Raw genomic sequence first — 26,327 nt, 5'->3', positions numbered from 1 at the left:
GGATATGCGGCAAGGTTCAGGCTCGCCGTGGGACAATTGGTACGTGACTATTCTTGCCCCTGCCGACCCGCGTGTCGCGCCACAGCTCTCTATCGGGAACCTCGACCTCGATGTTCCTGTCGTTTTGGCGCCCATGGCAGGCATCACCAACACCGCTTTCCGCCGCTTGTGCCGCGAGTATGGCGCTGGTCTGTACGTCAGCGAAATGATCACGAGCCGCGCTCTGGTGGAGCGCACGCCTGAGAGCATGCGCCTCATTACGCACCACGAGTCGGAGACGACCCGCAGCATTCAGCTTTACGGTGTCGACCCGAAGACGGTGCGCGAAGCTGTCACGATGCTGGTGGCCGAAGATCGTGCCGACCACATTGACTTGAATTTCGGATGCCCGGTGCCCAAGGTCACTCGCAAGGGTGGGGGAGCGGCGCTTCCGTGGAAGATCGATCTGTTCCGCGACATCGTGGAGGGCGCTGTGAAGGCGGCCGGCGATGTTCCCTTGACGATCAAAATGCGTAAGGGTATTGACGCTGATCACCTGACGTACCTTGAGGCCGCGCGCGTTGGCGCTGGTGCTGGGGTTGCCAGCATCGCACTGCACGCTCGCACTGCCGCCGACTTCTACTCCGGCCACGCCGACTGGTCGGCGATCGAGAAGCTTAAGAACACGATCACCGATACACCCATTCTGGGCAACGGCGACATCTGGAGCGCAGCCGATGCTCTCCGCATGGTCGACGAGACCGGATGCGACGGGGTCGTTGTCGGCCGCGGTTGCCTCGGTCGTCCGTGGTTGTTCGGTGATCTCGCTGCGGCCTTCCGAGGCGAGACGCTCAAGGCGGAGCCCACACTCGGCGAAGTCGCTGCGGCCTTCAAGCGTCATGCCGAACTTCTGGTCGAATTCTTTGGCGAAGAAGATCGCGCGTGCCGCGACATCCGTAAGCATGTTGCTTGGTATTTCAAGGGTTACTCGGTGGGTGGTGAATTGCGGGCCGGTATGGCTGCGGTTCAATCGCTCGATCACATGGATGAATTGTTGGGCAACCTCGACTGGTCGCAGCAGTATCCCGGCATCGACGCCGAGGGTCAGCGCGGTCGTGCGGGCCGCCCGAAGAAGCCGACGCTTCCGCAGGGGTGGCTCGACAGCCGCGAACTGCAGGAGTCGCACCGTTCCGAGCTGAATCAAGCAGAATTGAGCACCAGTGGCGGTTAAGGGCTATACGGAAGCGGACGGTGAGCGTTGGCTTCCCGAGCAGCATTCGAGTCGCCGTAGTGATTTTGCGCGCGACCGGGCACGGGTTTTGCACTCGAGCGCGCTGCGTCGCCTCGCGGCCAAAACTCAAGTTCTCAGCCCCACAATGGGCACCGACTTTGCCCGCAACCGTCTCACCCATTCGCTCGAGGTCGCTCAGGTCGGCCGCGAGCTCGCCGACAGCCTGGGGCTTGACCCGGATGTCGTCGACACGGCCTGCCTTTCTCACGACCTCGGGCATCCGCCCTTCGGTCACAACGGCGAACGTGCGCTCAACGAGTGGGCGGATGACATCGGCGGCTTCGAGGGCAATGCTCAGACCCTGCGCCTACTGACGCGCATCGAGCCGAAGGTATTCGGGCCCGACGGAAAAACGTACGGCCTCAATCTCACGCGGGCCAGCTTGGACGCGAGCACGAAGTACCCGTGGCCTAGTGCTCAGGGCATTCCTGACCCGAGCGGTCGCAGCAAGTACGGTTTCTTCGACGACGACACGGCCGCGTTCGAGTGGTTGCGGGCCGGAGCGCCGGATCGTCAACGCTGCATCGAAGCTCAGGTCATGGACCTCTCCGACGACATCGCCTATTCCGTGCACGACTTCGAAGATGCCATTGTCGGCGACTTCATCGACGTCACGGCGCTGGGAGCCCGCGTCAATCACGACGATCTCGTGAAGTCGATGTTCGAGTGGATCGGAGGCGAGTTCACCCACGATGAGCTCATCGCGGCCTTCGACCGCCTTGACCTGCTCGATCCGTGGATCGATCAGTGGGATGGCAGTCGTGCCGCCCACGGTCGCCTCAAGAACCTCACTAGCCAACTGATTGGCCGCTTTGCCGGTGCGGCAGTTCAGGCCACGCGCGAAGCTCACCCGACGGATGCTCTTGCTCGCTTCGGAGGCAGCTTGGTCGTGCCCAAGGAGATTCAGGCGGAGATCGCGGTGCTCAAGGGCATCGTGGCGGCCTTCGTTATGTCGACGAACGCTCGTCGCCCGATCTATCAGCAGCAGCGCGATGTACTCACCGAGCTCGCCGATGTCTTGCTCTGGACTGCTCCCGTGAACCTCGATTCTGGTTTCACGGCGGATTGGAATTCCGCTGAGAACGATCATCAGCGCAAGCGCGCGGTAGTAGATCAGGTAGCTAGCCTCACGGATCAGTCCGCGATTGCCTGGCACACACGACTCGTTGGCTAGAGTCGTCGGCCGGTCGGCCTAGAATTGCGATTGTGGCTGGCCTGATTAAACGAAGCGATATCGACGAGGTGCGTTCGCGCACCAACCTCGCCGATATCGTCGGCGACTACGTCACCCTCAAGAGCGCCGGTTCCGGCTCCATGAAGGGCCTGTGTCCTTTTCATGAGGAGCGCAGCCCCAGCTTCCACGTGCGACCCCAAGTGGGCTTCTATCACTGCTTCGGATGCGGTGAAGGCGGCGACGTCTACACCTTCCTGCAGCGCATGGACCACGTCTCGTTCTCCGAGGCTGTTGAGCGCCTCGCTGGCCGCATTAGCTACGAGCTTCACTACGAGGATGGCGGCGCGGCCACCGATCACGGCAATCGCGCGCGCATTTTGGCGGCCAATCAGGCGGCATCCGAATTTTTCGTCGCCCAGCTCGCGAGCCCCGAGGCAGCACCCGGCCGCAGCTTTTTGGGCGAACGTGGTTTCGATCAGTCTGCTGCCGAGCGCTTCGGCATCGGTTTTGCGCCTCGCGGTGGCGTGCTCATCAAGCACCTCAACAAGCTGGGCTACTCCTCAGAAGAACTCGTCGTTGCTGGCCTCATAGGCAAGGGGGAGCGGGGCGACTATTACGACCGTTTCCGCGGCCGCCTGGTGTGGCCCATCCGCGATGTCACCGGTCAGACCTTGGGCTTCGGTGCTCGGCGCTTGCTCGACGACGACAAAGGCCCCAAGTACCTGAACACTCCCGAGACGCCGGTCTACCACAAGAGCCAAGTGCTCTATGGCCTCGATCTTGCCAAGAAAGATATTTCGCGCGGCAAGCAGATCGTCGTGGTCGAGGGCTACACGGATGTCATGGCCTGCCATCTTGCGGGCGTCACGACCGCTGTCGCCACGTGTGGCACGGCGTTCGGTGTGGACCACATCAAGATCGTGCGCCGCATGATCGGCGACTACGACAACGCTGACACCACGGCGACGGGTGAAGTCATCTTTACGTTCGACCCGGATGAAGCGGGCCAGAAGGCCGCCAACCGCGCCTTTGCCGAAGAGCACCGTTTCGCTGCGCAAACCTTCGTTGCGGTGGCGCCCGACGGCCTCGACCCCTGCGATTTGCGTCTGAAGAAAGGCGATGGTGCGGTGCGCCGTCTTGTCACCACTCGTAAGCCCATGTTTGAGTTCAAGATTCGCCGCGAGTTGGCCGTGCACGACCTCGAAACTGTCGAGGGCCGCGTTGCGGCGTTGCGTGCTGCGGCCCCGGTGGTCGCGGGTATCCGCGATTCTGCTTTGGGTATTGGTTACGTGCGCAGTGTTGCGGGTTGGCTCGGTATGGAGCCCACCGAGGTGCAGAACGCTGTGACCGCCGCAAAACGCGCTGCAGCCCCGTCAGGGCCGCCGAAGGCGCCGCAGCAGCCGCAGTCCGAGTCGTCTTCCCAGTCCCCGCCAGAGGGCTTCGGTGAGGCGCCAGCGCAGGCTGGTCCCTCGATCATGGGCTTGAAGGTTGACGCGATCACGCGCCTCGAGCGAGACACCCTCATGGCGGTGCTGCAGCATCCGGATGTCGTGGGCGCCGAGCTCATCGGCAAGCTCACGCAGATCTCGATCGCCGAGCCGTCACTCGCAGTGGTGCGCGACGCCATTGCTTCTCTCGTGGATCGCGCGCTCGAACCCGGTTGGGCATCCGCCGTGGCCGACGAAGTGCCGTCGTCGTTCTCGACTTTCGTGAAGCAGCTCAGCGTTGCACCGATTCCTGAGCGCGAAGAACGCATCGCGGTGTACTGCGTTCAGGTCACGACTGATCTCATTGAGCGCGATTTCTTGCGCCAAAAGCGGGAGCTTCTCGGTGTTCTTCAACGCATGGACCGCGAGAGCGACCCGGAACGTTACGTGCAGACCCAGCGCGATCTGATGAGGATTGAAGCGGATCGTCGTGCGCTCCGCGAAGAAACCTAACCGCTGCGCTTTGGTTGCGTTCGTGTAAATATCCCCCAATCGCGGGTATGCGACCTAGTGTCGAAGCTTCCTCGTGTGTTACTACTGAGGAACTACGATGCGCGGCGCCGACAAACGCGCCGTCGCATTTTCTGCACGCAACAGGAAGAGGTAGACGGATATGACATCCGCATCCAAGAACAGCAAGCGAATCCTTGCTGTAGTTGCCGGCTCAGCAGCGTTCGCGCTCGCTTTGACTGGTTGCCAAGCTGGGGGAGACTCCGACGCTGGCAGTTCCGAGTCGCTTATCGTGGGCACGACTGACAAGGTCACGTTCCTCGACCCGGCTGGTTCGTACGACAACGGTTCGTTTGCACTGATGAACCAAGTGTTCCCGTTCCTGCTCAACTCGCCGCTGGGCACCTCCGATGTTGAACCTGACATCGCCGAGTCCGCTGAGTACACGAGCGAAGACGAATACACGGTTGTACTCAAGGCGGGTCTCAAGTTCGCTAACGGCAATGACCTCACCTCGTCTGACGTGAAGTTCAGCTTCGACCGTCAGGTCGCGATCAACGACGAGAATGGCCCTTCGGTTCTTCTCGGCAACATTGACAGCGTCGACGCTGTCGATGACACCACCGTGGTCTTTAACCTGAAGAACGGAAACGACCAGACGTTCGCGCAGATCTTGTCGAGCCCGGCCGCGCCGATCGTTGATGAAGAAGTGTTCTCGGCTGACGCGGTTACCCCTGACGACGAGATCGTGGATGGCATGGCTTTCGCTGGCCAGTACGTCATCGACAGCTACGACTTCAACAACATCGTCTCGTTCAAGGCAAACCCCGACTACCAGGGCGTTCTTGGTGCCGCGGCTACCGACAGCATCACGCTGAAGTACTACACCGACGCTTCGAACCTGAAGCTCGATGTTCAAGAGGGCAACATTGACGTCGCGCACCGCAGCCTGTCTGCTACCGACGTTGCTGACCTCGAGGGCAACGACAACGTCAACGTGATCGTTGGCCCCGGTGGAGAGATCCGTTACATCGTCTTCAACTTCGACACACAGCCGTTCGGCGCGAAGACTCCTGAGGCTGACGAAGCTAAGTCGCTCGCCGTTCGCGGTGCGGTTGCTGACCTTCTCGACCGTCAGGAAATCTCTGACCAGGTTTACAAGGGCACCTACTTGCCGCTGTACTCCTACGTTCCCGATGGACTGACCGGCGCTACCCAGGTTCTCAAGGACCTGTACGGTGACGGCGAGGGCGGCCCGAGTGTCGACGCAGCGCAGCAGCGCCTTGCTGACGCCGGTGTTGAGACGCCTGTGAAGCTCAACCTTCAGTACAACCCTGACCACTACGGTGAGTCCTCGGGTGACGAGTACGCCTTGGTTAAGAGCCAGCTCGAGGCTGAAGGAATCTTCGAAGTCAACCTGCAGTCGACGGAATGGGTAACGTACGCCAAGGAGCGCACGGCAGACGCCTACCCCGCCTACCAGCTCGGTTGGTTCCCGGACTACTCCGACGCTGATAACTACCTCACCCCGTTCTTCGGTGACGGTAACTTCCTCGGAAACCACTACGCGGATGCTGAAGTCAACGATCTGATCGTGGCTCAGGCTACCGAACTCGACCCCGCCACGCGCGAGGGAATGATCGAGGACATTCAGGCGAAGGTTGCAGCTGAGCTGTCGACCGTTCCGTTCCTTCAGGGAGCGCAAATCGCTGTGACGGGCAAGGACGTTACCGGAGCTACGCTCGACGGTTCGTTCAAGTTCCGCTACGGCAGCTTGGCCAAATAGGAGTAACTCGCTCCAGTTAGGCCTCGGCCTAGCGTTATGACGAACGGGGGTGGCCCGCACACAATGCGGGTCACCTCCTCGTCTTCGTTCTCTGCACGATAGGTAGGTATGTCGCAGTCCGATTCCGCCGTGATCAATCCGGCACCGTCAGAACCGCCCACCCGGCGTTCGTGGGGGATCACAAATCCTCTTGCTCGTTTTCTTATAGTTCGCTTCCTCCTCATTTTTCCGACCGTGTTCATCCTTGTGACGATGGTGTTCGTGTTGATGCGCTCGATCGGTGACCCCATCACTGCCGCCCTCGGTGGGCGGCTCACTGCGGCTCAGCTGGCAGAACGCATTAGTTCCGCGGGCTACGATCGCCCGATTCTGGTGCAGTACTTCGAGTACTTGGGTCAGGTTTTCACCGGTAACTTCGGTACTGCCATCACCGACGGTCGCCCCGTTTCCGAGCTGCTCGTCACGTACGGCAGTGCCACGCTCGAGCTCGCGTTCTACGCAGTTCTCGTGGCGCTCATCGTGGGTATCCCGCTCGGCATGGTGGCGGCATATTTCCGTGACAAGTGGCCGGATGCGGTTCTCCGCGTCGCCGCGATCCTCGCGTATGCGACTCCGGTCTTCTTCGCGGGGCTCTTGCTCAAGCTCGTGTTTGCCGTGTGGCTGAAGGTGCTGCCCGTCGCGGGCCGCGCATCCACTCGCACGGAACTGCAGTTGAGCACTCTCGAAGACAAGACCGGCATTTATCTCATCGATGCATTCCGTCTGGGCAGCCCGGCTGCGATTGGCGATGTGCTCTCGCACGCCGTGCTTCCTGGACTGGCTCTCGGATTGCTGACCGCCGGCATCTTCCTGCGCCTCGTACGCACGAACGTTATTGGTTCGCTCTCGATGGACTACGTGGATGCCGCCCGCTCCCGTGGCGTGAGCGAATACCGCCTCGTGCGCAAGCACGCCTACAAGCCCGCGTTGATCCCGATCATCACGGTGATCGGTTTGCAGATCGCGCTCCTGCTGGGAGGCGCGGTGCTGACTGAAACCACCTTCGAGTGGAAGGGTCTCGGCTTCAAGCTCGTCGAGTACTTGGGTGCTCGTGACTTCGTCGCGGTGCAGGGCATCGTGGTGCTGCTCGCCGTCATCGTGGCCCTCACCAACTTCATCGTCGACATAGTTGCGGCGATCATCGACCCGAGGGTGAGGTACTAATCATGACGACGACACCCTCACGTTTTGTAGCTGTGTGGCGTAAGCTGCCGATTGTTCGACAGGTTCGCCAGTCGGTCGGACTCCAGCGCGGCATGCTCGTCGCTGGGCTCATTTTGACCGGTATCTTCTTGCTGACGGCACTCTTCGCGCCGCTGCTCGCTCCCTACGGCTTCTCGCAATTGCGCGACGACGACGGTGCTTTCGGTGCGCAAGTACCTCCCGGTGGCGCGCACATTCTGGGCACCACAGTGGGCGGCTACGACGTGCTTTCGCGCGTGATCTGGGGATCGCGCACCGCGGTTCTCGTGATCGTCGTTGCGGTGGCCCTGTCGATCTTTGCCGGCGTGCTGCTCGGTCTCGTGTCGGGCTACCTCGGTAGCTGGATCGACCGCGTGCTCGTGGTTATCTCCGACGCTGTGTACGCGTTCCCGACTCTGCTGTTGGCGATTGTGGCCGCGATCGCGATTAGCGGTGGTCAGTCGAGTTTCTGGGGCGGCGTATTCGCGGCGGCCGTGTCGATCACGGTTGTCTACATCCCGCAGTACTTCCGCGTCATCCGGGCCGAAACCGTGCGCATCAAGTCGGAGGCCTACGTCGAATCGGCGAAGGTCATTGGCTCGAGTACTCCGCGCATCATGTTCCGTCACGTGTTCCGCAACGCAACACGCACGCTGCCGTTGATCTTCACGCTCAACAGCTCCGAGGCGATCCTGACGCTCGCTGGACTGGGGTTCCTCGGTTTCGGCATCGAGCCATCCGCTGCCGCTGAGTGGGGCTACGACCTCAACAAGTCGATTTCGGATGTCACGAGCGGCATCTGGTGGACCTCACTGTTCCCGGGGCTTGCGATAGTTCTTGTTGTGCTCGGAATCACTCTGGTGGGGGAATCACTCAACGACCTCGCTGATCCACGACTACGCACTCGACGTCGTGCCGACCAGTCGGCGCCGGTTCTCGAAACCGCTGCTCTCTCGACGGTCGACCTCGATGACGATGCGAATCCGATTGACCCGCTGGAGGCTCGCTCATGAGCAACATTGTCGAGATCAAGAATCTTGAAGTCACGTTCGCGACCGATGGTGGCGATGTCAAAGCAGTAGATGATGTCTCGCTGAGCCTCGCTCCCGGCGAGGTGCTCGCCATCGTGGGGGAGAGCGGCAGTGGCAAGAGCGTTACCGCCAAATCCGTTCTCGGGCTGTTGCCCGAAACTGCGGTGTCTCGCGGTGCCATCGTGCTCAACAACAAAGAGGTCATCGGGATGTCGGGCAAGCGACTGCGTGAGCTGCGCGGCGTAGATGTGGCGATGGTCTTTCAAGAGCCCTCGACCGCGCTCAACCCGGTGTTCACCGTCGGCTGGCAGATTGCAGAAGGCCTTCGCGCGCACGGCAACGTGAGCAAGCGTGAAGCTCGCACCAAGGCAATCGAGATTCTGCGCAAGGTCGGTATTCCTGAGCCGGATAAGCGTGTCGATTACTATCCTCACCAGTTCTCGGGTGGGCAGAAGCAGCGCGTGGTCATCGCGATGGCGCTCGTGCTCGAGCCAGAGCTGATCGTGGCCGATGAGCCCACGACCGCGCTCGACGTGACGGTGCAGGCGGAGATCCTCGATCTTCTCCGCCGCTGCCGCGACGAGTTCGGGGCGGCGATCATCCTGATCACCCACAACATGGGAATCGTGGCTGACCTGTCTGACCGCGTTGCCGTCATGTACCAGGGCAAACTGGTGGAAGAGGCGCCAGCGCAGCAATTGTTCGACGCTGCCCAGCATCCGTACACGCAGAAGCTTCTGGCCGCCGTTCCTCGCATCGGTTCGGGGGTATCCCGAGCGGCTGCTCGCGTGGCTGACCGTGCTGCCGCTGGCGGAGAGAAGGATGCCGACGCGATTGTCATCGCCGACAACCTTGAGATCGAGTTCCCCGGCCGTTTCGGTCGAGCTCCGTTCCGGGCTGTCGACCGCGTGAGCTTCACCATTTCACCGGGCGAAGTGCTCGGGCTCGTGGGGGAGAGCGGATCAGGCAAGACCACGATTGGTCGCGCTATTGGTGGGTTGAACAAGATCACCGGTGGATCGCTCTCGGTGCTTGGGCACGAAATGTTGGGATTCAAGGAGCGCAAGTTCCGGCCGGTGCGCAGCGATATCGGCTTCGTCTTTCAAGACCCGGCATCGAGTTTCAACCCGCTGCTCACGATCGCGCAGTGTGTGGCCGAACCACTGATCGTGCATGGCAAGGCCGAAGATGCCAATGACGCCCGCGGGCGGGTTAACGAACTCCTCGAAGCGGTGCAGTTGCCGCGCGCGTTTGGAGATCGCTACCCGCACGAACTCAGCGGAGGTCAGCGTCAGCGCGCAAGCCTCGCACGCTCCCTTGCCTTGCGGCCACGATTGCTGATCGCAGACGAGCCGACAAGCGCGCTCGACGTGTCGGTTCAGGCGAAGGTGCTCGAGTTGTTCGCCGAATTGCAACGAGACCTCGGCTTCGCGGCCCTCTTCATCAGCCACGATCTCGCCGTCGTTGACATGCTCTCGGATCGCATCGCGGTGCTCTACAAGGGGCAGTTGGTGGAAGAAGGTGTGGGTTCCGAAGTGCTCGGAAATCCGCAACATCCGTACACGCAACGGCTGCTGGCATCGCTGCCGGTGCCCGACCCGCGTGAACAGACTGAACGAAGGGAAGCGCTGCGGGCGCTGACTGCCGTAGATTATTGAGGTGACTTCCACTCAGCCCACGGTGAGCGCCCGCGATCTTTCGCTGCGCTACCCGTCTCGCAACCCTGAAACACGTTCGGTCGCCGTTAACGGACTGAGTTTTGAGATCGGTGCGGGAGAAGTGCTGACTGTCGTTGGCGAGAGTGGCTCGGGTAAGAGCACTCTCGCCAAAGCAGTCGCGCTGCACGCTGAGACCGGTGCCTACGGATCGCCGCTGTTCAGCGGGGGAGAACTCACGGTGTTGGGCACTGACCTTCGCAACGTCAGTCGCCGCAAGCGTGATCGTCTCAGCGTCAAGGTGGGCTATCTGCCGCAGGATGCCGGAAACCATCTCAACGGTCGATTGACGGTGGGCGAAAACATCGCCGAGCCGATCTTCGTGCGCGACCGTAGGTTCAACCAAACCGAGGCCGCAGAAGCAGTCGCTACTCTGATCGACACCGTGCGTTTGCCGCTGTCGGTAATGAATCGCTACCCATTCGAACTCAGCAAGGGTCAGCGTCAGCGCGTAGCGATTGCGCGCGCCATGATCCTCGAACCACAGCTACTCGTGGCTGATGACCCGACGGCGGGCATCGACGTGAACGTGCGCGCCGCCATCCTCGATCTCATTGTCGACCTTCAAGCGCAACGCTCGTTCTCGGCGCTACTGGTCACCGCTGACCTCGCAGCTGTTCGCCGAGTCTCGACCAATGTTGCGGTGATGCACCGCGGCATCCTCGTTGGCATCGGTGAACTGGATGCCGTTCTTGACAACCCCTGGCACCCCTACGTGAAGGGGCTAGCCGACTCACTTCTGGAGCTGCACCGTGACAACGCCTGACGTAACCCCTGTTGCCGCCTCGACGTGGCTCGTCGGGGGCTTCGGCCCCGATATGGAATGCGAGTCAGAAGGTATCTCGGTCATGCACAGCCGTGCTGATGGTTCTCTCGAATTCTCGCACCTGGCAGCAGCGGTTCCTTCGGCATCCTTCCTTGTGGTCGATGGAGCCAAGGTCTACTCGACGCTTGAAGGATCGGGTCAGGTCGCGGCGTTCGATCGCGACGGTGAAACACTCAGCGACGCAAGCCTGACCGCGAGCGGCGGGCAGTACCCCTGCCACATCACCGTCAACGGCGGCACCGTGATTGCCGCCAACTACGGCACGGGCACATTGGGCGTCATCGACGCGGGAGGGGCTTTCGGAACGCTAGACACCCGCCAAGTCGTTGAGAGCACCGGCATAGGGCCGCGCCCGCAACAAGAGGGCCCTCACGCCCATTCATCGCTGTTTGTGGATGACCACACCGTGTTCTCGCTCGATTTGGGCGCCGATCGCATCCGCATCTTCAGCTACGGCAACTTTGCGCTCGAGCAGACCGATGAGATCGCGTTACCGGCCGGTTTCGGTCCGCGAGACATTGTCGCGCGCCCGGGCAACCTGTTCTACGTGCTGGGAGAGCTCGGCTGCGGCTTCATGGTGTTCGAGTGGAAAGACCGCCAGCTGCACAAACTGTGTGCCATCGCGCTTCCCGGCGCGGTTGAGGGCGATCACGCGGCAGCAATCGCGATCTCGGATGACGCCCGCCACGCGTATGTCGGCGTGCGTCACAGCAACCTGATCGCCGTTCTCGCCATTGCCGAAGACGGTCGCAGCGTTGCTCCGCTCACGGCGGTCTCGTGCGAGGGAAATTGGCCCCGTCACATGATTCTCAGCGACGGAATCCTGCATGTGTGCAATCAATTTTCGAACGAAATTGCGAGTTTTAGAATTGATGACAACGGGATTCCTCAGTTAATTACTGCCCCCACGAGGGTTCTATCGCCGACATACCTCGCTCGAATCGCCTGATGGTTTTCGAAGTGCCAAATCATTTGCTAAAGTAGTCGAGTCGCACAGCGATCCTCGATAGCTCAATTGGCAGAGCAACGCACTGTTAATGCGTAGGTTCTTGGTTCAAGTCCAAGTCGAGGAGCAGATTAGTCCCGGCCACTTCGGTGGCCGGGACTTTGTGCTTTCCCGACGGCTTTCAGGCGGCATCCCGTAGGGCGCTTTTTGGCGACATCGTCGGCGAGTTTTCCGCGCTGTGGCGACTGCGGCCGTGCCTCGATCGATGCGCTCTACTCCGCCGGGAGTAGCGCCCCCTGCGCCGCCCGGCCGACGCGCTTGCTGGCCGTCGCAACTACCATCAAGGAATGCTTTCGTCATCCCGTCGCTCAACACCGCGCGCATCGAATGCGATGCTCAACGCTCTCTTGAACGGCACGGGTGGCAGTGCGTCGCAATCGCCGCGGTCTCGTCGTTTGCGGCGGTGGATTCCCGTCGTTATCTCGCTACTGGTGCAGGTACCCATCACGATCATGGGCGTCATCTGGACTGGCGCCTACGCAGAGTTCGGTGATGCGGCATCCGTATTGCCGTTTAGCACTGTGCTTGAGCTGAGCAGTATCGGCGCCGGAGCGATCGCCGCCATCGCGCTGTCTATCGTCGGCCCGCTACTGCTGTTGTGGATCCGTCGGTATCCGGGTCCGCTAATCGCTGTGATTTCAGCCCTAGCCGCTGCAGATTTTCTCATCGGCTACTCGGTGCTGTCGGCGCCCCACCTCGCCCTCGCGTTCGCGATTGTCATCGCGATCTCGCACGGTGCGCGCACGTGGACCTGGGTGTCGATGATTGTGGTGTGGGAGGCGACGCTTCTTGCCGCGCTCGTCGTCGGCATTGAGCTGGACCCGCACCGTGTCGTGCCGACGACCATCGGTCTGCTCTTTGTGCTCGGGTTCGCCGAAGCTAACCGTCGGCGGCGTGAACAGCTTGAGCATTTCCATACAGCCTTTGCGAGTCGTCGAGAAGAAGAGTTGCGGGCCGAGCGCACCAGGATTGCGCGCGAACTGCACGACGTGTTGGCGCACTCGCTCAGCCAAATCAACGTGCAGGCCGGCGTCGGTCTTCACCTCATGCACAAGCAGCCGGAACAGGCGGAGGAAGCACTCGCGAGCATCAAACTGTCGAGCAGGGAAGCGCTCGACGAAGTGCGATCGCTTTTGGGAATGCTGCGGAGCGACGACGCGGATTCGGGCGACGGCGGCCCGGATGACGCTCCGCTCGTTCCGGAGCCCGATCTTTCCCGCCTCACGAGCCTCGTCGATTCGGTGCGCGCCCAAGGCATCGAGGTCGATCTCACGTCAGAGATCTCCGAGCACACTGCCGCGGCCGTTCAGCTGGCGCTGTACCGCATCGTGCAGGAGTCCCTCACCAATGTGGTGCGGCATGCCTCCGCGACGTCCGCTGTTGTTTCGTTGACGGTCGAGGGCGACGACTATCACGTTACTATTGGCGATGACGGTGTTGGCATCGACACCGACGGTCACACGGAGGGACGAGGGCTGGTGGGCATGCGAGAGCGAGCTGAACTTCTCGGCGGCACACTGACGGTACGCGAGAGTGCGGCGCGCGGCGCCGTGGTGACGGCTCGAATTCCGCGCCGTTCGGCATCCGCATGATCCGGGTCGTTATTGCCGATGACCAGCAGCTGATCCGGGCCGGCTTCACTAGCCTTCTCAATGCCGAAGAGGGCATCGAAGTCGTGGGCGAAGCGGCCACCGGCACCGAGGTCATCGAGGTCGTGCGTCGTGAGCGTCCCGACGTTGTACTGATGGATATCCGGATGCCCGAGGGCGACGGTCTGTGGGCGACGGAACAGATCGCGACCTATCCCGAACTCGCTGACACGCGCATCGTCGTCGTGACGACTTTCGAGGTGGACGAGTACGTCGCTCGCTCTATCCGGGCTGGCGCCAGCGGTTTTCTGGTGAAAGACACCGAACCTGTTGAACTAATTCGCGCGGTTCGCATTGTAGCGTCGGGCGATGCTCTCTTGAGCCCCGGCGTCACCAAAAGGCTTCTCGAGCGTTTCGCACGCGGCTCGCAAGTCGCCGTCGACGATGCCATCCTGTCGGCGATCACCGACCGTGAACGTCAAGTGCTGGCTCTCGTGGGTCAGGGGCTCACCAACTCAGAGATCGGCACCAAGCTCTTCTTGAGCCCCCTCACGGCGAAAACTCACGTCTCCCGCATTATGTCGAAGCTCGCCGCCCGAGACCGCGTGCAGCTTGTCGTAATCGCCTACGAGACCGGGCTCGTGTCCCTGGGGCGGGCGGTGTGACGGGCGGCTGCACACACCGCACTGGGCGCCCGGCACGATCTCCTGAAGTGTCGGCGGCCATCCGTTCAAGCTTTGCGGTGGGCCTTGCCGTTGCCGCGTACGGAATTTCCTTTGGCGCACTGGCCGTAGCGGCTGGACTGGATGTCTGGCAAGCCTGCGTGCTCAGCCTGCTGATGTTCTCGGGCGGCTCCCAATTCGCGCTCGTCGGTGTGCTCGCGACGGGTGGCACGGCAGCCGGCGGTGCCGCGATCGCGAGTGCTGTTCTGTTGGGCGCCCGCAACTCGCTGTACGCCTTGCGAGTGGCTCCAATGATCGGCCCCGGCGTTGCCAAGCGGCTGCTGGCGGGCCACTGGACTATCGATGAGAGCACCGCCGTCTCCACCGCTCAACCCACTCCGGCAAGCCAGCGTGCGGGCTTCTGGTGGACCGGCGCCATCATCTACGTCGGCTGGAACCTTACGACCCTGATCGGGGCGCTCATCGGCGACCAACTCGGCGACGTGAGTCAGTACGGTTTGGATGCCGCGGCCGCCGCCGCGTTCCTCGGTCTCTTGTGGCCGAGATTGAAACAACTGCAACCCGTCGTGGTGGCGGTTGGTGCTGCAATCGTCGCCGCGGTACTCATGCCTGTTCTGCCCGCGGGACTGCCCGTGCTCGCCGCGGCTCTCGTGGCTGTTGCTGTGGGACTTACGAACTGGCTGGGAACGCGCGAGAGTGACCTCGCCGAAGCTGAACCCGATCCGATGGGGGAGCAATGACTGTCTGGCACATCATTCTGATCGCCTCGATCGCTGTGCTCGCCCTGAAACTCGTGGGCTTCACGATTCCCGCAGTGTGGGCCGAGAAGCCCACGGTGGCGAGGCTCGCAAACCTGCTGACGGTTTCTCTGCTGGCGGCGCTGATCGTTGTGCAGACGTTCGGTTCAGCCCGCGGCTTCGAAGTGGATGCCCGGCTCCCTGCTGTCGCGGTGGCCGCCGTGCTCTTCGCCCTCAGGGTGCCGTTTATCGTTGTGATCATTGCGGCCGCGCTTGTGGCGGCCGGCATTCGGGCGCTGACGTAAGGGCGCTGACGTAAGGGCGCTGCAGACGTAGAGCGCTGTTCGGTGGCGCGGTGGCGCGGCTGCGCTGCGCTTAAGCGTCGAGCTGTTCCTCGGTGGGCAACCACGAGTGGCCAGGCTGGCCCCAGCCCTGCTTGCGGATCGCCTTCGCTGCGGCCTTGGCATCCGGAGCCTGCAAACGGTCGGCATACAAGACGCCATCGAGGTGGTCGTACTCGTGCTGGAAAATGCGCGCGAGCCAGCCAGACGCTTCAATTTCGAAAGGCTTCTGATCGAGATCGAGGGCGCGCAGGATGACGCGGTCGGAACGGATGAGCGGGAACCGTTCGCCAGGAATAGAGAGGCAACCCTCTTCATCCGCTTCGTCAGCGTCGAGCACGGGGAGCGGGCTCTGCCACAACTCGGGGTTGATGGCGACGCCGCGCCAGAGCGTGTCGTTCTCGTCGATCCAGTCGTAGACGAAGACGCGCAGCCCTACGCCTACCTGCGGGGCGGCAAGGCCGACGCCGGGCGCCTCTTCCATCGTCTCGAACATGTCGGCCACGAGGGTCGCGAGTTCACTGTCGAAGGCCGTTACCGGATTCGCGGGAGTGTGGAGCACCGGTTCGCCGGTGATGATGATGGGAAGAACGGCCATGTGCCCAGAATATCCCGAGTTAACCCAGTACATTTGACGTGTGCCGCCAGACATTCTTGACCTCACCGATCAGATCAGTCTGACCCCGCTTCAGGTTGCCGGAATCCCGCTGGCCCTGATCGGGGCGATCTTGCTGTCACTGGGCGCGCAATTTCAGCACCGCGGCGTCGCACGCATGGAAGAGACGCATGGCAGTGAAGCCAGTACCGGTCTCAATTTTTCTCAAATCAAGGCGTTGCTTGCTCGCCCGTCGTGGGTGATCGGCACTGCGTTTCTCGGCCTAGCGATTGTGTTTCAGCTCTCGAGTCTCGCTATCGCACCGATCATGGTGGTTCAGCCGCTCGGCGCTGTTGCCCTCGTGATGACAGCCATCATGAACTCGCGCATCGCCAAAGTGCGACTGGATGCGATTTCCATCCGCGCAATTGTGATGTGCGTGGTCGGAGTGGGCGTCTTTGTCGGCATCGCTGCAATGTTTGCAAAGTCGACGGTTGTCACTCAGCGTGAACTCTCGCTCGTACTCATCATTCTGGCAGTCGTGTTGACCGCCTGGATTGTTCTGTTCCTCATCTTCCGCAAGAATGCCTCGCCGATCTTCTACATTTTGGGCGCGGGAATGCTATTCGGTTTCGTGGCAACACTTGCGAAGGTCGTCATTGACCGGGTCAAAACGATTGTGATCTCAGGTTCCGGTTTCGAGAGCACAGACTTCTTGACCATCCTCTGCATCGTCGGTCTCATCGTCGCGTCGTTGCTCGGTTCCTACTTTGTGCAGACGGCCTACGCCTCGGGCCCGCCCGATCTCGTTGTTGCTGGGCTCACGGTCGTTGACCCTCTCGTGGCGGTCGCCGTCGGCATCCTCGTGTTGGGTGAAGCGGCGGATGCACCGCTCTGGGCAGTGATTGCATTCGTGATCACGGGCGCGATTGCTATTTTCGGCGTGTTTTCACTCTCGAAGCATCATCCGCAAATCAAGTCGTAGCATTTCGGGATCTGCGGCTCAGCGCCCCGCCCCCACGGGCGTCGTGGGGTACGTTATTAGATGCCGTTGACCTGACCGGGTCGTAAACGAGTGGCTCATAACGCACAACTGTTAAGGAAATCTTCGACTGTGACTTCCGCTGTGAAACGCTCGCCCCACGAGGGCAAACCGCGACTTCGCATCCTGATCGGCGCTGACACTTTTTGGCCCCAGATTAACGGTGCCGCGACGTTTATTGCGCGGCTCGCCGCCGGCCTCGCTGAGCGGGGCCATGACGTGCACATTGTGGCGCCGTCGTACTCCAACAAGACGTTGGGAACGATGGTGGAGGAACACGAGGGTCAGAAAATGACTCTGCACCGCCTGTACTCCTGGCGTTGGCCCGGCCACCCTTGGCTGCGCTTCATGATGCCGTGGCGTGTGAAGCAGAACTCGGCCCGAATTCTTGATCAGGTGAAGCCTGACGTCATCCATTTTCAGTCGCACATTATTGTCGGCCGCGGAATGACGCTCGAAGGCGGCAAGCGCGGTATTCGTCTCGTCGGCACGAACCACTTCATGCCCGAAAACCTGCTTGACCACGCCTACATCATCCCGAAGTTCATGCGCCGCAAGGCGATCCGGATGGGATGGGAAGCTGCGGGGCGGTCGTTCGCTCGCGCCGAAAGCGTCACGACTCCGACGCGACGGGCTGCTGAGTATCTTGAGGCCAACACGAAGGTGCGCAACGTCGTCGCCGTCTCCTGCGGAATTAACGCCGACGGCTACAACGGCAACCTCGACCCAAAGCCGGAGAACCTCATTGTGTTCCTGGGCCGACTTTCGGAAGAGAAGCAGATCGATCGCCTGATCAAAGCTCTCTCGATCATGGATCCCGCGCTGAATGCGAAGGTCGAGATTGTGGGCGGGGGAGAGCTCGAGGGCAAACTTCGTGCTCTAGCGCAGTCGCTCGGTCTCGAAGATCGAGTCACGCTCACCGGCTTCGTTGAACAGGATCAGCTGCGGGATGCTCTTCAGCGCGGTTCTGTCTTTGCGATGCCCTCGATCGCTGAGTTGCAGAGCATCTCCACGATGGAAGCGATGGCTTCCGGTCTGCCGGTCGTGGCCGCTGACGCCATGGCGCTTCCCCATCTCGTGCACGACGGTGAAAACGGTTTTCTCTTCGAGCCCGGCAACGTCGAAGACCTGGCCGCGAAGCTCACGACGGTGCTAACAATGGCGCCGGAGGAAATTCTCAAGTTCAAGAAGGAAAGTCTCGCGATTGTCGCATCTCACGACATTCAGCGCACTCTCGACACCTTCGAGAGCATGTACCGCGGGGAGCAGGTCACCGACCCTGCTGCCTTAGGCAAAAAGAACGAGAGCGCCTCCTAACAGGAGACGCTCTCGTGGGAGCCACAGCTCGTGAGTGTAGGCGTGGAGCCTACTTCTTTGCGGGGGTGCGGTTCTCGGCCGACACCATCCAGGCGTACTGTTCAAGCGTTTCGATGATGCCGTGAAGCAAATCAGCGCTTGTGGGGTCTTCTTCATCGATCGGGTCGTGCACCTCACGGATCGTCGCTACCGTGCCCTCAAGGCGTTCGGTAAGCAAGTCAATGGTGTCGGTGGTGCTGACCTCGCCTGCGGGGAACGCAGGAAGCGTAGTGGTTTCGGCAACGGTGTCGCTGCGTCCATCGGGCGTGGCATGGAGGGCGCGCATCCGCTCGGCGATCGTGTCGCTGAAGCCGCGAGCGGCATCAATGATTTCGTCGAGCACGAGGTGGGTATCGCGGAAGTTCTTGCCGACGACGTTCCAGTGCGCTTGCTTGCCCTGAAGCTGGAGTTCCAGCAGGTCAACGAGTACCTGCTGCATGCGATCGGCTAAACCTTTGGATGCCGTGAAGCCGTGCTCAGCGTTCTGCTGGCGGGTCTTGCGAGCCCCAGATTTGGCTGGACTCGTGGTCTGCGCTTTCTGTGAATCAGTCATAGCGCAACCATACGAGCGTTGGTTTGACGCTGGCTCAACGTTGCTTGAGAGGAAGCTGAGTGCACGTCACGGGCATCGTATCGATCACGTATTGGGCGCGAAGTGGCGTGCGTGGGTTGACGCGTTTTGCCGGTAACGTAGGTACGCGCCCGCACCAGTGCGGGCACGGGGCGGTAGCTCAGCTGGTTAGAGCAGCGGACTCATAATCCGTCGGTCACGGGTTCAAGTCCCGTCCGCCCTACTTTTGTGTCTAAGCCAGGTGCGTGTGCAGCTGTTCGAGCGTTTCCGCTGTCACCGTGGGCGCGGTGAAATGGGCGGGATATCTCGCTCCTTGGCGATTCACCCACGCGGTCGAGAGTCCGGCCTCCGCAGCGCCGTGAATGTCCCAGGGGTGTACCGCCACGAGATGGGCAACGCCGCTGGTAGCGGTGCGAGTTAGCGCATCCTCGTACGACGCGCGTGCCGGCTTCCACGGGGAGTTGTCCTCGACCGAGAGAAAGCCAGCCATGGCATCCGCAACTCCGGCCTCGGTGAGCATGCGCTCAGCATTGCTCGCTGGCCCGTTCGAGAGCGTAAAGAGTCGGTGGCCTGCGTCGTGCAGGGCGCGGATGCCGGGCGCGACGTCGCTGTGCAGGCTCACGTTCGAGAATGCGGCGATCACCGCATCCACGGCCTCGAACGCATCGCCCACGGGTGAGAGATCGGAGAGGGTCTCGTTGACGTCGAAGAAGATTGTCGCTGGTGTGTTCGTCATTGCATCCCCACTCGGTGTGCGGCTCCGCACCGTAGCGGCGGACCCTAAACGTGCGGAGATCTACGGTACGCGCAGTGCTGAGCGCTTTCCTGAGATCCAGAACACGAGCGAACCGAAGGCGAGCATGACAACGACGATGAGGCCAACGTAGAAGAACACGCTGGCGTAGCCGGTGTCCGGGTGCAGGAATGGGTAGGGGACCCAACCGTCGGTTGCGCCTCGCACGAGCACGACGACGACCCAAACAATCGGGTAGATCAGCACGATCCACAGTCGGTTGAAGGCGATGCGGGCGCGGTCAGAGAAAAGGATCCAGTCGGCCAGCGCGAAGATCGGGGTGATGATATGCAGCGCTGTGTTCGCCCACGCCACGGGAACGCCGCCGGCAGCCCCCAGCGGAGCGAGCAGAGTGGCATACACAACGCCGACAATGATGATGTACGTGGTGACCGAGGCGCGTGCGATGTTCAGCGCCGGTGACGCTGCTTCGCCACGCAAGGCGACCACGGCGATTACGGCATAGATGACCGCGAGGATGATGTTCGACTGAATCGTGAAGTACCCGAACATGTTGAACGGATTGATCACCGTGCGCCCCGCTGCCTCCGCAACGGTCGCAATCACCGCCGCTGTGACCAGCACGGTAATGGCGAGGCGCAGTACGGCGACGATCACGGTGCCGCTTCGGGTTTCGGGCGTAGCGGGGGTGGCGGCGTAGGTCATAGTTCCCCTCGAACTAAAGCAAGTATGAGCCTGACTATAGCGGGGGTGATTACTGGCCTAAGAACGGGCGCGCGGCGGGACGAAATGAGCGTGCCGCGACGGGAATCAGTGCTCTTCTCTGGGTGGACAAAAAAGCCGGTCAGGGCGGAAGTGCTTTCCTCTGAGGAATGGGCTATGGTCAAGGTGAACACGCCAACTGAGAAAAGGGGAAGCGGAGTAATCATGGCTGGAAAATCGCCTAGAGGAAGCACGAAAAAGGAAGCCAAGCTGTCGATCAAAGACAAGCGGGCGCAGAAGCGGGCCAAGCTCGAAGACACCGGCTTTATCAAGCCGCGTAAGGGCCAATAGCGGCCCACCAATCGAACTCATCAGATTCCACACTCAGATCCGATGAGTTCAGCGTGGCGGCGCGCAGTCGCAGGCACGGAAATCCCGTGTCCCTTCAGTGCGCCCGCGCCGCCACGCACATCACCGCGCCGAGCATCACAGCGCTGACCATCACCGCCGAGGATTGCTTCGGAGCGGGCGCGTTGTTACTTGCGCACCTTGCCGCGACCGAAGATCAGCCACAGGATGGAACCGAAGATCGACAAGAAGAATGCCACCAAGATCCAGAGGAACTTGCCGACGACTCCATGGTTCGTGCTCTTGGCGATCGAGACGACGGTGATAATGAAGACGATCAACCCGACGATGCCGAAGCTGAAGCTAATAGGTTCCATGGTCTAAATCTACCGGGCATGGCACTATCAAGTTATGAGTTTGCTGGATGCTGCGTGGCATTCCCTGGGGGAAGATGCTGCCGCCCTCGCCTTAGTGCGCGAAAACGGTACTGCGGTACCTCTCACCGGAGTGGTACCCACGGGTCGCTTTGTTCATGATGCGATTGCTGCCGCATCATTTTCGGCGTCGCTGCTAGCGGCCCGTCGGGTGGGCTGTGCGGTGCCCGCTGTTGAGCTGAGCCCGCTCAAAGTGGCCACCGCCGTCACGAGCGACAAGCACTTCCGTCAGGATGGTGAACCCGTTGCGGCGTGGGCCGAGCTCTCGGGATTCTGGCCGTGCAGTGATGGCTGGGTGCGCACGCACGCGAACTACCCGCATCACCGCGAGGCGCTGCTCACGGCGTTGGACTTGCCCGACGACACCGGCGCTGATGGATTCATGCTCGCGCTCCACACCATGAACGCCGACGACGTTGAAGAGAACGTTGTCGCCGCCGGGGGAGTCGCGACCGTGGTGCGTACCGCTGAGGAATGGGCCGAGCATCCGCACGCCCGCGCGCTGGCCGATCTTCCCGTTATTGAGATGACGTCGCTGGGGGATACCGAACAGTCTGTTCTCGGTGACACCACCATCGACGCGCCGCTCGCGGGCCTTCGCGTACTCGACCTCACGCGCGTGATCGCCGGCCCCGTCGCGTCGCGAACGCTCGGACTGTGGGGAGCCGACGTTCTTCGAATCGATAGCCCGCGACATCCGGAAATCGGCTGGCAGCACCTCGACACCGGCGCCGGCAAGCGCTCGGCACTGCTCGACCTCGAGGTCGACGCCGACCGCGCCACGTTCGAGAAACTACTCGAGACCGCGGATGTCGTACTCACCGCCTACCGCCCCGGCACCTTAGACAAGTTCGGACTTTCACCCGCGGCTCTCGCCGAGCGCCGCCCGGGAATCATCGTGGGCCGTCTTTCGGCGTGGGGAACAGTGGGGCCGTGGGCAGAACGCCGTGGCTTCGACAGCATCGTTCAGGCCGCGACGGGAATCGCGCTCACGGAGGGTGAAGGTAAGGGAACGCCGGGCGCCTTGCCCGCTCAAGCTCTCGACCATGCGGCGGGCTATTTGTTGGCGGCCGCGGTCACTACGGCAGTGCGACGTCGCATCGATGCGGGGCACTCGTGGCTCGTTGAGGTGTCGCTCGCGCGCTTGGCAACTGAGTTGCTGCAGCAGCGTCGTCCGCGCCATGCGCCTACGGCATCCGCGAACTTCACTCCGACGGTGACGACGCACGACGGCATCACGAGCGCAGTACCAGCTCCGGCCTACGCCGGCAGTCCTGGGCGTTTTGGCGCTCCCGCTGTGGAGTGGGGCTCCAGCCCGGCGGAGTGGCTTGCATAGCTCGATCGATCTGGCTTTCCTGAAATAATCCCGTGTCGGCGGTGGTTGGCATGATGGACTTCAACAAGGATGGACTTATGACTGACACTGCCGCTCCCACACTCACGCCCGAAGCCAAGCTCGCGCTCTTTCGCGAACGTCGCGACCAGGCGGTCGTGCAGCAGAACGGTAACCTTGCGCTGACGAACACTCAGTGGGTTGACGCTGAGCAGACCATCTGGGGCGTTCCCGGAACCTGGGCTCCGCACGAGGATGGTCTCACGGTCACCGCTACCGCCGAAGACAACATCGTGGTCGACGGCACGCTCGTGGAGGGCAGCGCCGTAGTTCGCAGCAAGAGCCACGAGAACCCGAGCGCGATCGTCTTTGGCGAGGCCGTGACGGGCTTCGTGATCAAGGCTCCCGAGGGCAATCACGCACTTCGGGTCTGGGACAGTAACTCGCCTGCGATCCAAGAATTCGGCACTATCGACGCCTACCCGTACAACCCCGAGTGGGTTATCACGGCGAAGTTCACGCCCAACCCCGAGGGCACCACGCTCGGCTTCGAGCACATCAAAGACAATGGCCAAGAACGCGAGCAGCCGATTCCCGGTGACATCTCGTTCACCAAGGATGGCGTTGACTACAGCCTTGCCGCCTTCAAGTCGGGTCGTGCCCTTCAGCTCGTATTTGCGGATGCCACCAGCGGTGTCGACACCTACAGCGTCGGTCGCTTCCTGTTCGTCGCTCCCAACCCCGACGGAACCATCGTTCTCGACTTCAACCTCGCGATTCTGCCGCCGTGCGCCTTTAGCTACAACTTCAACTGCCCGATGCCTCCCAAGCAGAACCGTTTCGCGGTCGCTATCGAGGCCGGCGAAAAGAACGTACTGAAGAAGGATGGCTCGCTGCTGCACGACTAAGCAGCGCGCTAGTCGCTAAGCCCTGGGCGAGTGCGACTCCAAGAATTCAAATACTTCGGTCGAGTCCACGCCGGGATACATTCCCGTGGGCATCGCGGCGAGCAGGGAACTATTGAGCCGCGCGCTCGGGATCGAATGCTGGGCCCAGCGCTGCGTGAGGTTGTCGGGCGCGCTGCGGCAGCATCCGTCATCCGGGCAGGTCGACACGGCACGATTCGTCGTGTCGCGACCGCGGAACCACTTTGCAGAGGCGAAGGGCGTTCCCAGACTGATCGAGAAGTCCCCGCGCCGCCCCGACTGAATGCGCGACGTGCACCAGCAGGTGCCGCCCGGCTTGTCGGTGTACTGGTGGTACGGGCTGAAGCGATCTTCGACGTCGAAGACCTGGCGCGCACTCCACTGTCGGCACACGATCTGACCCTCGATTGCTCCGAGAGCATCGGTTGGAAACGCCGCGTTGTCGTTCTCGTAGGCCTTAGAAATCGTGCCGCCTTCGTGCACCTTCAAGAAATGCACGGGCACGCCCAAGTGCTCGGTAGCGAGGTTCGTGAAGCGATGGGCGGCGGTCTCATAGGGCACGGCGAAGGCATCGCGCAGATCTTCGACCGACAACTCGCGTTGCGCCTTGGCTGCGGTCAAGAACTCCACGGCCGTCTTCTCGGGAATCATGAGCGCGGCAGCGAGGTAGTTGGTTTCCACGCGCTGATACAGAAACTCGGAGTAGTCGGCGGGCTCGCGGATGCCCAGCACATGCCCCGCAAGGGCCTGCAGCAACGTCGACCGCGGGTCGGTGCTCTCCGCCTGGGCTACAGGCAAATAGATGCGGCCATTACGCAGATCCGTCACGCTGCGGGTGGACGCGGGAAGGTCGGGCACGTAGTGCAGCGAGAACCCGAGGTGCGAGGCAAGGTCGGAGGCAACACGCTGCGAAAGCGGACCGCCGGTGTGGCCCACGGCATCCAGTAGCTCGGTGGCTGTCGCTTCGAGCTCACCGAAGTAATTGTTGCGTTTGCGCATCAGGCGCCGCAGTTCGGTGTTCGCGCGGCGAGCCTCTTCCGGGGTTGCAGCGCGCTCACGGTGCAGTCGCTGTAGCTCATCGTGCAGGCCGAGCACTGTCTCAATCGCCTCATCGCTCAGCGTCTTGCGGATCGGCAGCTCCGGTAGCGCTAACGAGTTGTAGAGCGGGCCGCGCTGAGCACGCTCCAGCGCGATCTCGAGAGCTGCGCGTCGTGAGGGCGGTTCGGCGTTGAGTAGATCGTCGACCGAAACGTCGAAGATGCGCGCAAGCTTCTGCAGCTCGCTGAGTTTGAGTTCGCGCTTGCCGTTCTCGATGACCGACACCTGAGACGCGGCTCGATTCAGGGCAGCGCCGAGGTCGTCGAGGGTGAAACCGCGATCCGTGCGAAGTTGCCGGATGCGTCGGCCAACGGTGAGGGAATCGATCATGTCCTCATCGTCTGCCTGCGCGAGCGTGCGTGGGGTCATTGCGGCGTCCTCCTTGACGGCCTTCTGCGGAAAAACAGAAGAATGCAGAGAATTCTGCCGTAAAAGCCGGTGAAGAACCAGTGCCAAGGCAGCAGAGTCGAAGAAACGCACCACCGACCATCCCTGACGAAGGAGCCAGCAATGTTGAACAACCGCCCCGGCGATCAAATCCAAACCGCAGCCGAACTCGAAACCGAGTGGAAGACCGACGCGCGCTGGAATGGAATCGAACGCGAGTTCAGCGCGGAAGACGTCATTGCGCTGCGGGGGAGTGTTCGGGAAGACCACACGCTCGCTCGTCGCGGCGCCGAGAACCTCTGGAACCTTATTCAGCGAGACGAGACCGAGTGGGTTGCCGCTCTCGGAGCGCTCACCGGCAACCAGGCCGTGCAGCAAGTGCGCGCCGGGCTCGAAGCGATTTACCTCAGCGGCTGGCAGGTTGCCGCCGACGCCAACCTGTCTGGGCAGACCTACCCCGACCAGAGCCTCTACCCGGCCAATAGCGTTCCGGCCGTAGTGCGCCGCATCAACAACGCGCTCCTTCGAGCGGATCAGATCGAGACTGCCGAGAACGGTGCTCCCCAGACCGACTGGATGGCGCCGATTGTGGCCGATGCGGAAGCCGGCTTTGGTGGGCCGCTGAATGCTTACGAGCTCATGTCATCCATGATCGAAGCCGGCGCGGCCGGGGTTCACTGGGAAGACCAGCTGGCCTCGGAGAAGAAGTGCGGCCACATGGGCGGAAAGGTGTTGATTCCCACATCGCAGCACATTCGCACGCTCAACGCTGCGCGTCTCGCCGCCGACGTTGCTGGAGTGCCGAGCATCATCATTGCGCGCACCGATTCGCTTGCTGCCGACCTCATTACCAACGACGTGGATGACCGCGACAAACCCTTCTTGACAGGCGAACGCACCAGCGACGGTTTCTACCGCACCACTCCGGGTATCGAAACGGTGCTCAGTCGCGGCCACGCGTACGCGCCCTACGCAGATCTGCTCTGGGTCGAAAGTGCGAAGCCCGACCTGGAGTTGGCGCGAACCTTTGCGGAGAGCATCCACAAGGAATTTCCCGGCAAAAAGCTCGCCTACAACTGCTCGCCGTCGTTCAACTGGAAGCGTCACCTCGACGACGCCCAGATCGCGACGTTCCAGCGGGAACTTGCCGCGATGGGCTACGCCTTCCAATTCATCACCCTTGCAGGGTTCCACGCCCTCAATCACTCGATGTACACGCTCGCACGTGGCTACAGCGAGCGGCACATGAGCGCCTATGTGGAGCTGCAAGAAGCAGAGTTCGCGTCTGAAGCAGACGGCTACACGGCCACGCGCCACCAGCGTGAGGTCGGCACGGGGTACTTCGATCGCATCGCGACCGCCCTCAACCCCACCAGTGAAACGCTCGCCCTCGTCGGAAGCACCGAAACGGCGCAGTTTCACTAAACCCTCTGGCGCCCTCGCCCACACGAGGGCGCCAACCCCA

General features: G+C 61.8%; 25 protein-coding genes and 2 tRNA genes. 21 read left to right on the top strand and 6 right to left on the bottom strand.

What is annotated here, in order from left to right; translation table 11 throughout:
• Nucleotides 1-4: 4 nt before the first annotated feature.
• The 14 genes from dusB to ACWTV1_RS02080 all read left to right on the top strand — a co-directional run bounded on the left by dusB (nucleotide 5) and on the right by ACWTV1_RS02080 (nucleotide 15,280).
• Nucleotides 5-1,210, top strand: a complete 1,206-nt coding sequence (dusB, locus tag ACWTV1_RS02145; RefSeq protein WP_498503928.1) for a tRNA dihydrouridine synthase DusB — start codon at nucleotides 5-7, stop codon at nucleotides 1,208-1,210.
• Entirely contained in the window at nucleotides 1,200-2,444 is a 1,245-nt protein-coding gene (locus ACWTV1_RS02140; RefSeq protein ID WP_498503927.1) for a deoxyguanosinetriphosphate triphosphohydrolase, read from the top strand. The genes dusB and ACWTV1_RS02140 overlap by 11 nt, the downstream gene beginning before the upstream one ends.
• 32 nt (nucleotides 2,445-2,476) lie before the next feature.
• On the top strand, nucleotides 2,477-4,384 hold the full coding sequence (gene dnaG, locus ACWTV1_RS02135; RefSeq protein ID WP_498503926.1) for a DNA primase: 1,908 nt from the start codon (nucleotides 2,477-2,479) through the stop codon (nucleotides 4,382-4,384).
• Between the two features lie 160 nt (nucleotides 4,385-4,544).
• Nucleotides 4,545-6,167 carry an ABC transporter substrate-binding protein gene (locus ACWTV1_RS02130; RefSeq protein WP_498503925.1) on the top strand — a complete coding sequence of 541 codons (1,623 nt, stop codon included), beginning with the start codon at nucleotides 4,545-4,547 and terminating at the stop codon, nucleotides 6,165-6,167.
• Nucleotides 6,168-6,275: 108 nt separating this feature from the next.
• Complete coding sequence (locus tag ACWTV1_RS02125) at nucleotides 6,276-7,370, top strand: ABC transporter permease (protein WP_498503924.1); 1,095 nt, start codon at nucleotides 6,276-6,278, stop codon at nucleotides 7,368-7,370.
• Between the two features lie 2 nt (nucleotides 7,371-7,372).
• A complete protein-coding gene (locus tag ACWTV1_RS02120) occupies nucleotides 7,373-8,401 on the top strand; it encodes an ABC transporter permease (RefSeq protein ID WP_129071575.1) in 1,029 nt (342 codons plus the stop codon).
• Nucleotides 8,398-10,077: an ABC transporter ATP-binding protein gene (locus ACWTV1_RS02115; protein ID WP_498503923.1), complete on the top strand. Its 1,680-nt coding sequence runs from the start codon at nucleotides 8,398-8,400 to the stop codon at nucleotides 10,075-10,077. The genes ACWTV1_RS02120 and ACWTV1_RS02115 overlap by 4 nt, the downstream gene beginning before the upstream one ends.
• Before the next feature lies 1 nt (nucleotide 10,078).
• On the top strand, nucleotides 10,079-10,900 hold the full coding sequence (locus ACWTV1_RS02110) for an ABC transporter ATP-binding protein (protein WP_498503922.1): 822 nt from the start codon (nucleotides 10,079-10,081) through the stop codon (nucleotides 10,898-10,900).
• Nucleotides 10,887-11,909, top strand: coding sequence for a lactonase family protein (locus ACWTV1_RS02105; protein WP_498503921.1), 1,023 nt, complete (start codon nucleotides 10,887-10,889; stop codon nucleotides 11,907-11,909). The genes ACWTV1_RS02110 and ACWTV1_RS02105 overlap by 14 nt, the downstream gene beginning before the upstream one ends.
• A gap of 51 nt (nucleotides 11,910-11,960) precedes the next feature.
• Nucleotides 11,961-12,033, top strand: a tRNA-Asn gene (locus ACWTV1_RS02100).
• 220 nt (nucleotides 12,034-12,253) lie between these two features.
• Nucleotides 12,254-13,558, top strand: a complete 1,305-nt coding sequence (locus ACWTV1_RS02095) for a sensor histidine kinase (RefSeq protein WP_498503920.1) — start codon at nucleotides 12,254-12,256, stop codon at nucleotides 13,556-13,558.
• The gene (locus ACWTV1_RS02090) at nucleotides 13,555-14,220 is read left to right on the top strand and encodes a response regulator transcription factor (protein ID WP_498503919.1); all 666 of its coding nucleotides are present in this window, start codon (nucleotides 13,555-13,557) and stop codon (nucleotides 14,218-14,220) included. Before ACWTV1_RS02095 ends, ACWTV1_RS02090 begins: the two co-directional genes overlap by 4 nt.
• Nucleotides 14,221-14,267: 47 nt before the next feature.
• On the top strand, nucleotides 14,268-14,978 hold the full coding sequence (locus tag ACWTV1_RS02085) for an AzlC family ABC transporter permease (protein WP_498503918.1): 711 nt from the start codon (nucleotides 14,268-14,270) through the stop codon (nucleotides 14,976-14,978).
• The gene (locus ACWTV1_RS02080; protein WP_498503917.1) at nucleotides 14,975-15,280 is read left to right on the top strand and encodes an AzlD domain-containing protein; all 306 of its coding nucleotides are present in this window, start codon (nucleotides 14,975-14,977) and stop codon (nucleotides 15,278-15,280) included. The genes ACWTV1_RS02085 and ACWTV1_RS02080 overlap by 4 nt, the downstream gene beginning before the upstream one ends.
• 70 nt (nucleotides 15,281-15,350) lie before the next feature.
• Here ACWTV1_RS02080 and def read toward each other — a convergent pair whose 3' ends face one another.
• Nucleotides 15,351-15,914 (bottom strand): peptide deformylase, encoded by a 564-nt coding sequence (def, locus tag ACWTV1_RS02075; protein WP_100388823.1) that lies wholly within the window; start codon nucleotides 15,912-15,914, stop codon nucleotides 15,351-15,353.
• 40 nt (nucleotides 15,915-15,954) lie between these two features.
• On the opposite strand from def, the gene ACWTV1_RS02070 reads away from it, so the two are divergent.
• Nucleotides 15,955-16,896, top strand: a complete 942-nt coding sequence (locus ACWTV1_RS02070; protein ID WP_498503916.1) for a DMT family transporter — start codon at nucleotides 15,955-15,957, stop codon at nucleotides 16,894-16,896.
• A gap of 129 nt (nucleotides 16,897-17,025) precedes the next feature.
• Complete coding sequence (locus tag ACWTV1_RS02065) at nucleotides 17,026-18,270, top strand: glycosyltransferase (RefSeq protein ID WP_498503915.1); 1,245 nt, start codon at nucleotides 17,026-17,028, stop codon at nucleotides 18,268-18,270.
• A 49-nt stretch (nucleotides 18,271-18,319) separates the two neighbouring features.
• Here ACWTV1_RS02065 and ACWTV1_RS02060 read toward each other — a convergent pair whose 3' ends face one another.
• Nucleotides 18,320-18,862: a Dps family protein gene (locus ACWTV1_RS02060; protein ID WP_498476634.1), complete on the bottom strand. Its 543-nt coding sequence runs from the start codon at nucleotides 18,860-18,862 to the stop codon at nucleotides 18,320-18,322.
• Between the two features lie 167 nt (nucleotides 18,863-19,029).
• Here ACWTV1_RS02060 and ACWTV1_RS02055 point away from each other — a divergent pair.
• Nucleotides 19,030-19,103 (top strand) — tRNA-Ile (locus ACWTV1_RS02055).
• 9 nt (nucleotides 19,104-19,112) lie between these two features.
• Here ACWTV1_RS02055 and ACWTV1_RS02050 read toward each other — a convergent pair.
• Nucleotides 19,113-19,616, bottom strand: a complete 504-nt coding sequence (locus ACWTV1_RS02050) for an HAD family hydrolase (RefSeq protein ID WP_498503914.1) — start codon at nucleotides 19,614-19,616, stop codon at nucleotides 19,113-19,115.
• A 60-nt stretch (nucleotides 19,617-19,676) separates the two neighbouring features.
• A complete protein-coding gene (locus ACWTV1_RS02045) occupies nucleotides 19,677-20,339 on the bottom strand; it encodes a Pr6Pr family membrane protein (RefSeq protein ID WP_498503913.1) in 663 nt (220 codons plus the stop codon).
• Between the two features lie 222 nt (nucleotides 20,340-20,561).
• Here ACWTV1_RS02045 and ACWTV1_RS02040 point away from each other — a divergent pair, with 222 nt between their 5' ends.
• Nucleotides 20,562-20,687 carry a hypothetical protein gene (locus tag ACWTV1_RS02040; RefSeq protein WP_268249120.1) on the top strand — a complete coding sequence of 42 codons (126 nt, stop codon included), beginning with the start codon at nucleotides 20,562-20,564 and terminating at the stop codon, nucleotides 20,685-20,687.
• A gap of 185 nt (nucleotides 20,688-20,872) precedes the next feature.
• Here ACWTV1_RS02040 and ACWTV1_RS02035 read toward each other — a convergent pair whose 3' ends face one another.
• Entirely contained in the window at nucleotides 20,873-21,061 is a 189-nt protein-coding gene (locus ACWTV1_RS02035; protein WP_100388830.1) for a PLDc N-terminal domain-containing protein, read from the bottom strand.
• A 34-nt stretch (nucleotides 21,062-21,095) separates the two neighbouring features.
• On the opposite strand from ACWTV1_RS02035, the gene ACWTV1_RS02030 reads away from it, so the two are divergent.
• Both ACWTV1_RS02030 and ACWTV1_RS02025 read left to right on the top strand, forming a co-directional pair.
• Nucleotides 21,096-22,454, top strand: a complete 1,359-nt coding sequence (locus ACWTV1_RS02030) for a CoA transferase (RefSeq protein WP_498503912.1) — start codon at nucleotides 21,096-21,098, stop codon at nucleotides 22,452-22,454.
• Between the two features lie 77 nt (nucleotides 22,455-22,531).
• On the top strand, nucleotides 22,532-23,359 hold the full coding sequence (locus ACWTV1_RS02025) for a DUF1684 domain-containing protein (RefSeq protein ID WP_498503911.1): 828 nt from the start codon (nucleotides 22,532-22,534) through the stop codon (nucleotides 23,357-23,359).
• A 15-nt stretch (nucleotides 23,360-23,374) separates the two neighbouring features.
• On the opposite strand, the gene ACWTV1_RS02020 is transcribed toward ACWTV1_RS02025, so the two are convergent.
• Nucleotides 23,375-24,844, bottom strand: a complete 1,470-nt coding sequence (locus tag ACWTV1_RS02020; RefSeq protein WP_498503910.1) for a helix-turn-helix domain-containing protein — start codon at nucleotides 24,842-24,844, stop codon at nucleotides 23,375-23,377.
• A 141-nt stretch (nucleotides 24,845-24,985) separates the two neighbouring features.
• On the opposite strand from ACWTV1_RS02020, the gene aceA reads away from it, so the two are divergent.
• Nucleotides 24,986-26,287, top strand: coding sequence for an isocitrate lyase (aceA, locus tag ACWTV1_RS02015; protein ID WP_498503909.1), 1,302 nt, complete (start codon nucleotides 24,986-24,988; stop codon nucleotides 26,285-26,287).
• Nucleotides 26,288-26,327: the final 40 nt, after the last annotated feature.

Source organism: Salinibacterium sp. VpJ6 (genome assembly GCF_059767345.1).
Note: the sequence above shows the minus strand (reverse complement) of the source record. Positions and strands in the feature narration are given on the sequence as shown.

Bases quoted from the DNA above. Each gene is read 5' to 3' on its own strand.
- dusB (WP_498503928.1), top strand. From the start codon at position 5: ATGCGGCAAGGTTCAGGCTCGCCGTGGGACAATTGGTACGTGACTATT.
- ACWTV1_RS02130 (WP_498503925.1), top strand. From the start codon at position 4,545: ATGACATCCGCATCCAAGAACAGCAAGCGAATCCTTGCTGTAGTTGCC.
- ACWTV1_RS02125 (WP_498503924.1), top strand. From the start codon at position 6,276: ATGTCGCAGTCCGATTCCGCCGTGATCAATCCGGCACCGTCAGAACCG.
- ACWTV1_RS02120 (WP_129071575.1), top strand. From the start codon at position 7,373: ATGACGACGACACCCTCACGTTTTGTAGCTGTGTGGCGTAAGCTGCCG.
- ACWTV1_RS02115 (WP_498503923.1), top strand. From the start codon at position 8,398: ATGAGCAACATTGTCGAGATCAAGAATCTTGAAGTCACGTTCGCGACC.
- ACWTV1_RS02095 (WP_498503920.1), top strand. From the start codon at position 12,254: ATGCTTTCGTCATCCCGTCGCTCAACACCGCGCGCATCGAATGCGATG.
- ACWTV1_RS02090 (WP_498503919.1), top strand. From the start codon at position 13,555: ATGATCCGGGTCGTTATTGCCGATGACCAGCAGCTGATCCGGGCCGGC.
- ACWTV1_RS02080 (WP_498503917.1), top strand. From the start codon at position 14,975: ATGACTGTCTGGCACATCATTCTGATCGCCTCGATCGCTGTGCTCGCC.
- def (WP_100388823.1), bottom strand. From the start codon at position 15,914: ATGGCCGTTCTTCCCATCATCATCACCGGCGAACCGGTGCTCCACACT.
- ACWTV1_RS02060 (WP_498476634.1), bottom strand. From the start codon at position 18,862: ATGACTGATTCACAGAAAGCGCAGACCACGAGTCCAGCCAAATCTGGG.
- ACWTV1_RS02050 (WP_498503914.1), bottom strand. From the start codon at position 19,616: ATGACGAACACACCAGCGACAATCTTCTTCGACGTCAACGAGACCCTC.
- ACWTV1_RS02045 (WP_498503913.1), bottom strand. From the start codon at position 20,339: ATGACCTACGCCGCCACCCCCGCTACGCCCGAAACCCGAAGCGGCACC.
- ACWTV1_RS02040 (WP_268249120.1), top strand. From the start codon at position 20,562: ATGGCTGGAAAATCGCCTAGAGGAAGCACGAAAAAGGAAGCCAAGCTG.
- ACWTV1_RS02035 (WP_100388830.1), bottom strand. From the start codon at position 21,061: ATGGAACCTATTAGCTTCAGCTTCGGCATCGTCGGGTTGATCGTCTTC.
- ACWTV1_RS02030 (WP_498503912.1), top strand. From the start codon at position 21,096: ATGAGTTTGCTGGATGCTGCGTGGCATTCCCTGGGGGAAGATGCTGCC.
- ACWTV1_RS02025 (WP_498503911.1), top strand. From the start codon at position 22,532: ATGACTGACACTGCCGCTCCCACACTCACGCCCGAAGCCAAGCTCGCG.
- ACWTV1_RS02020 (WP_498503910.1), bottom strand. From the start codon at position 24,844: ATGACCCCACGCACGCTCGCGCAGGCAGACGATGAGGACATGATCGAT.
- aceA (WP_498503909.1), top strand. From the start codon at position 24,986: ATGTTGAACAACCGCCCCGGCGATCAAATCCAAACCGCAGCCGAACTC.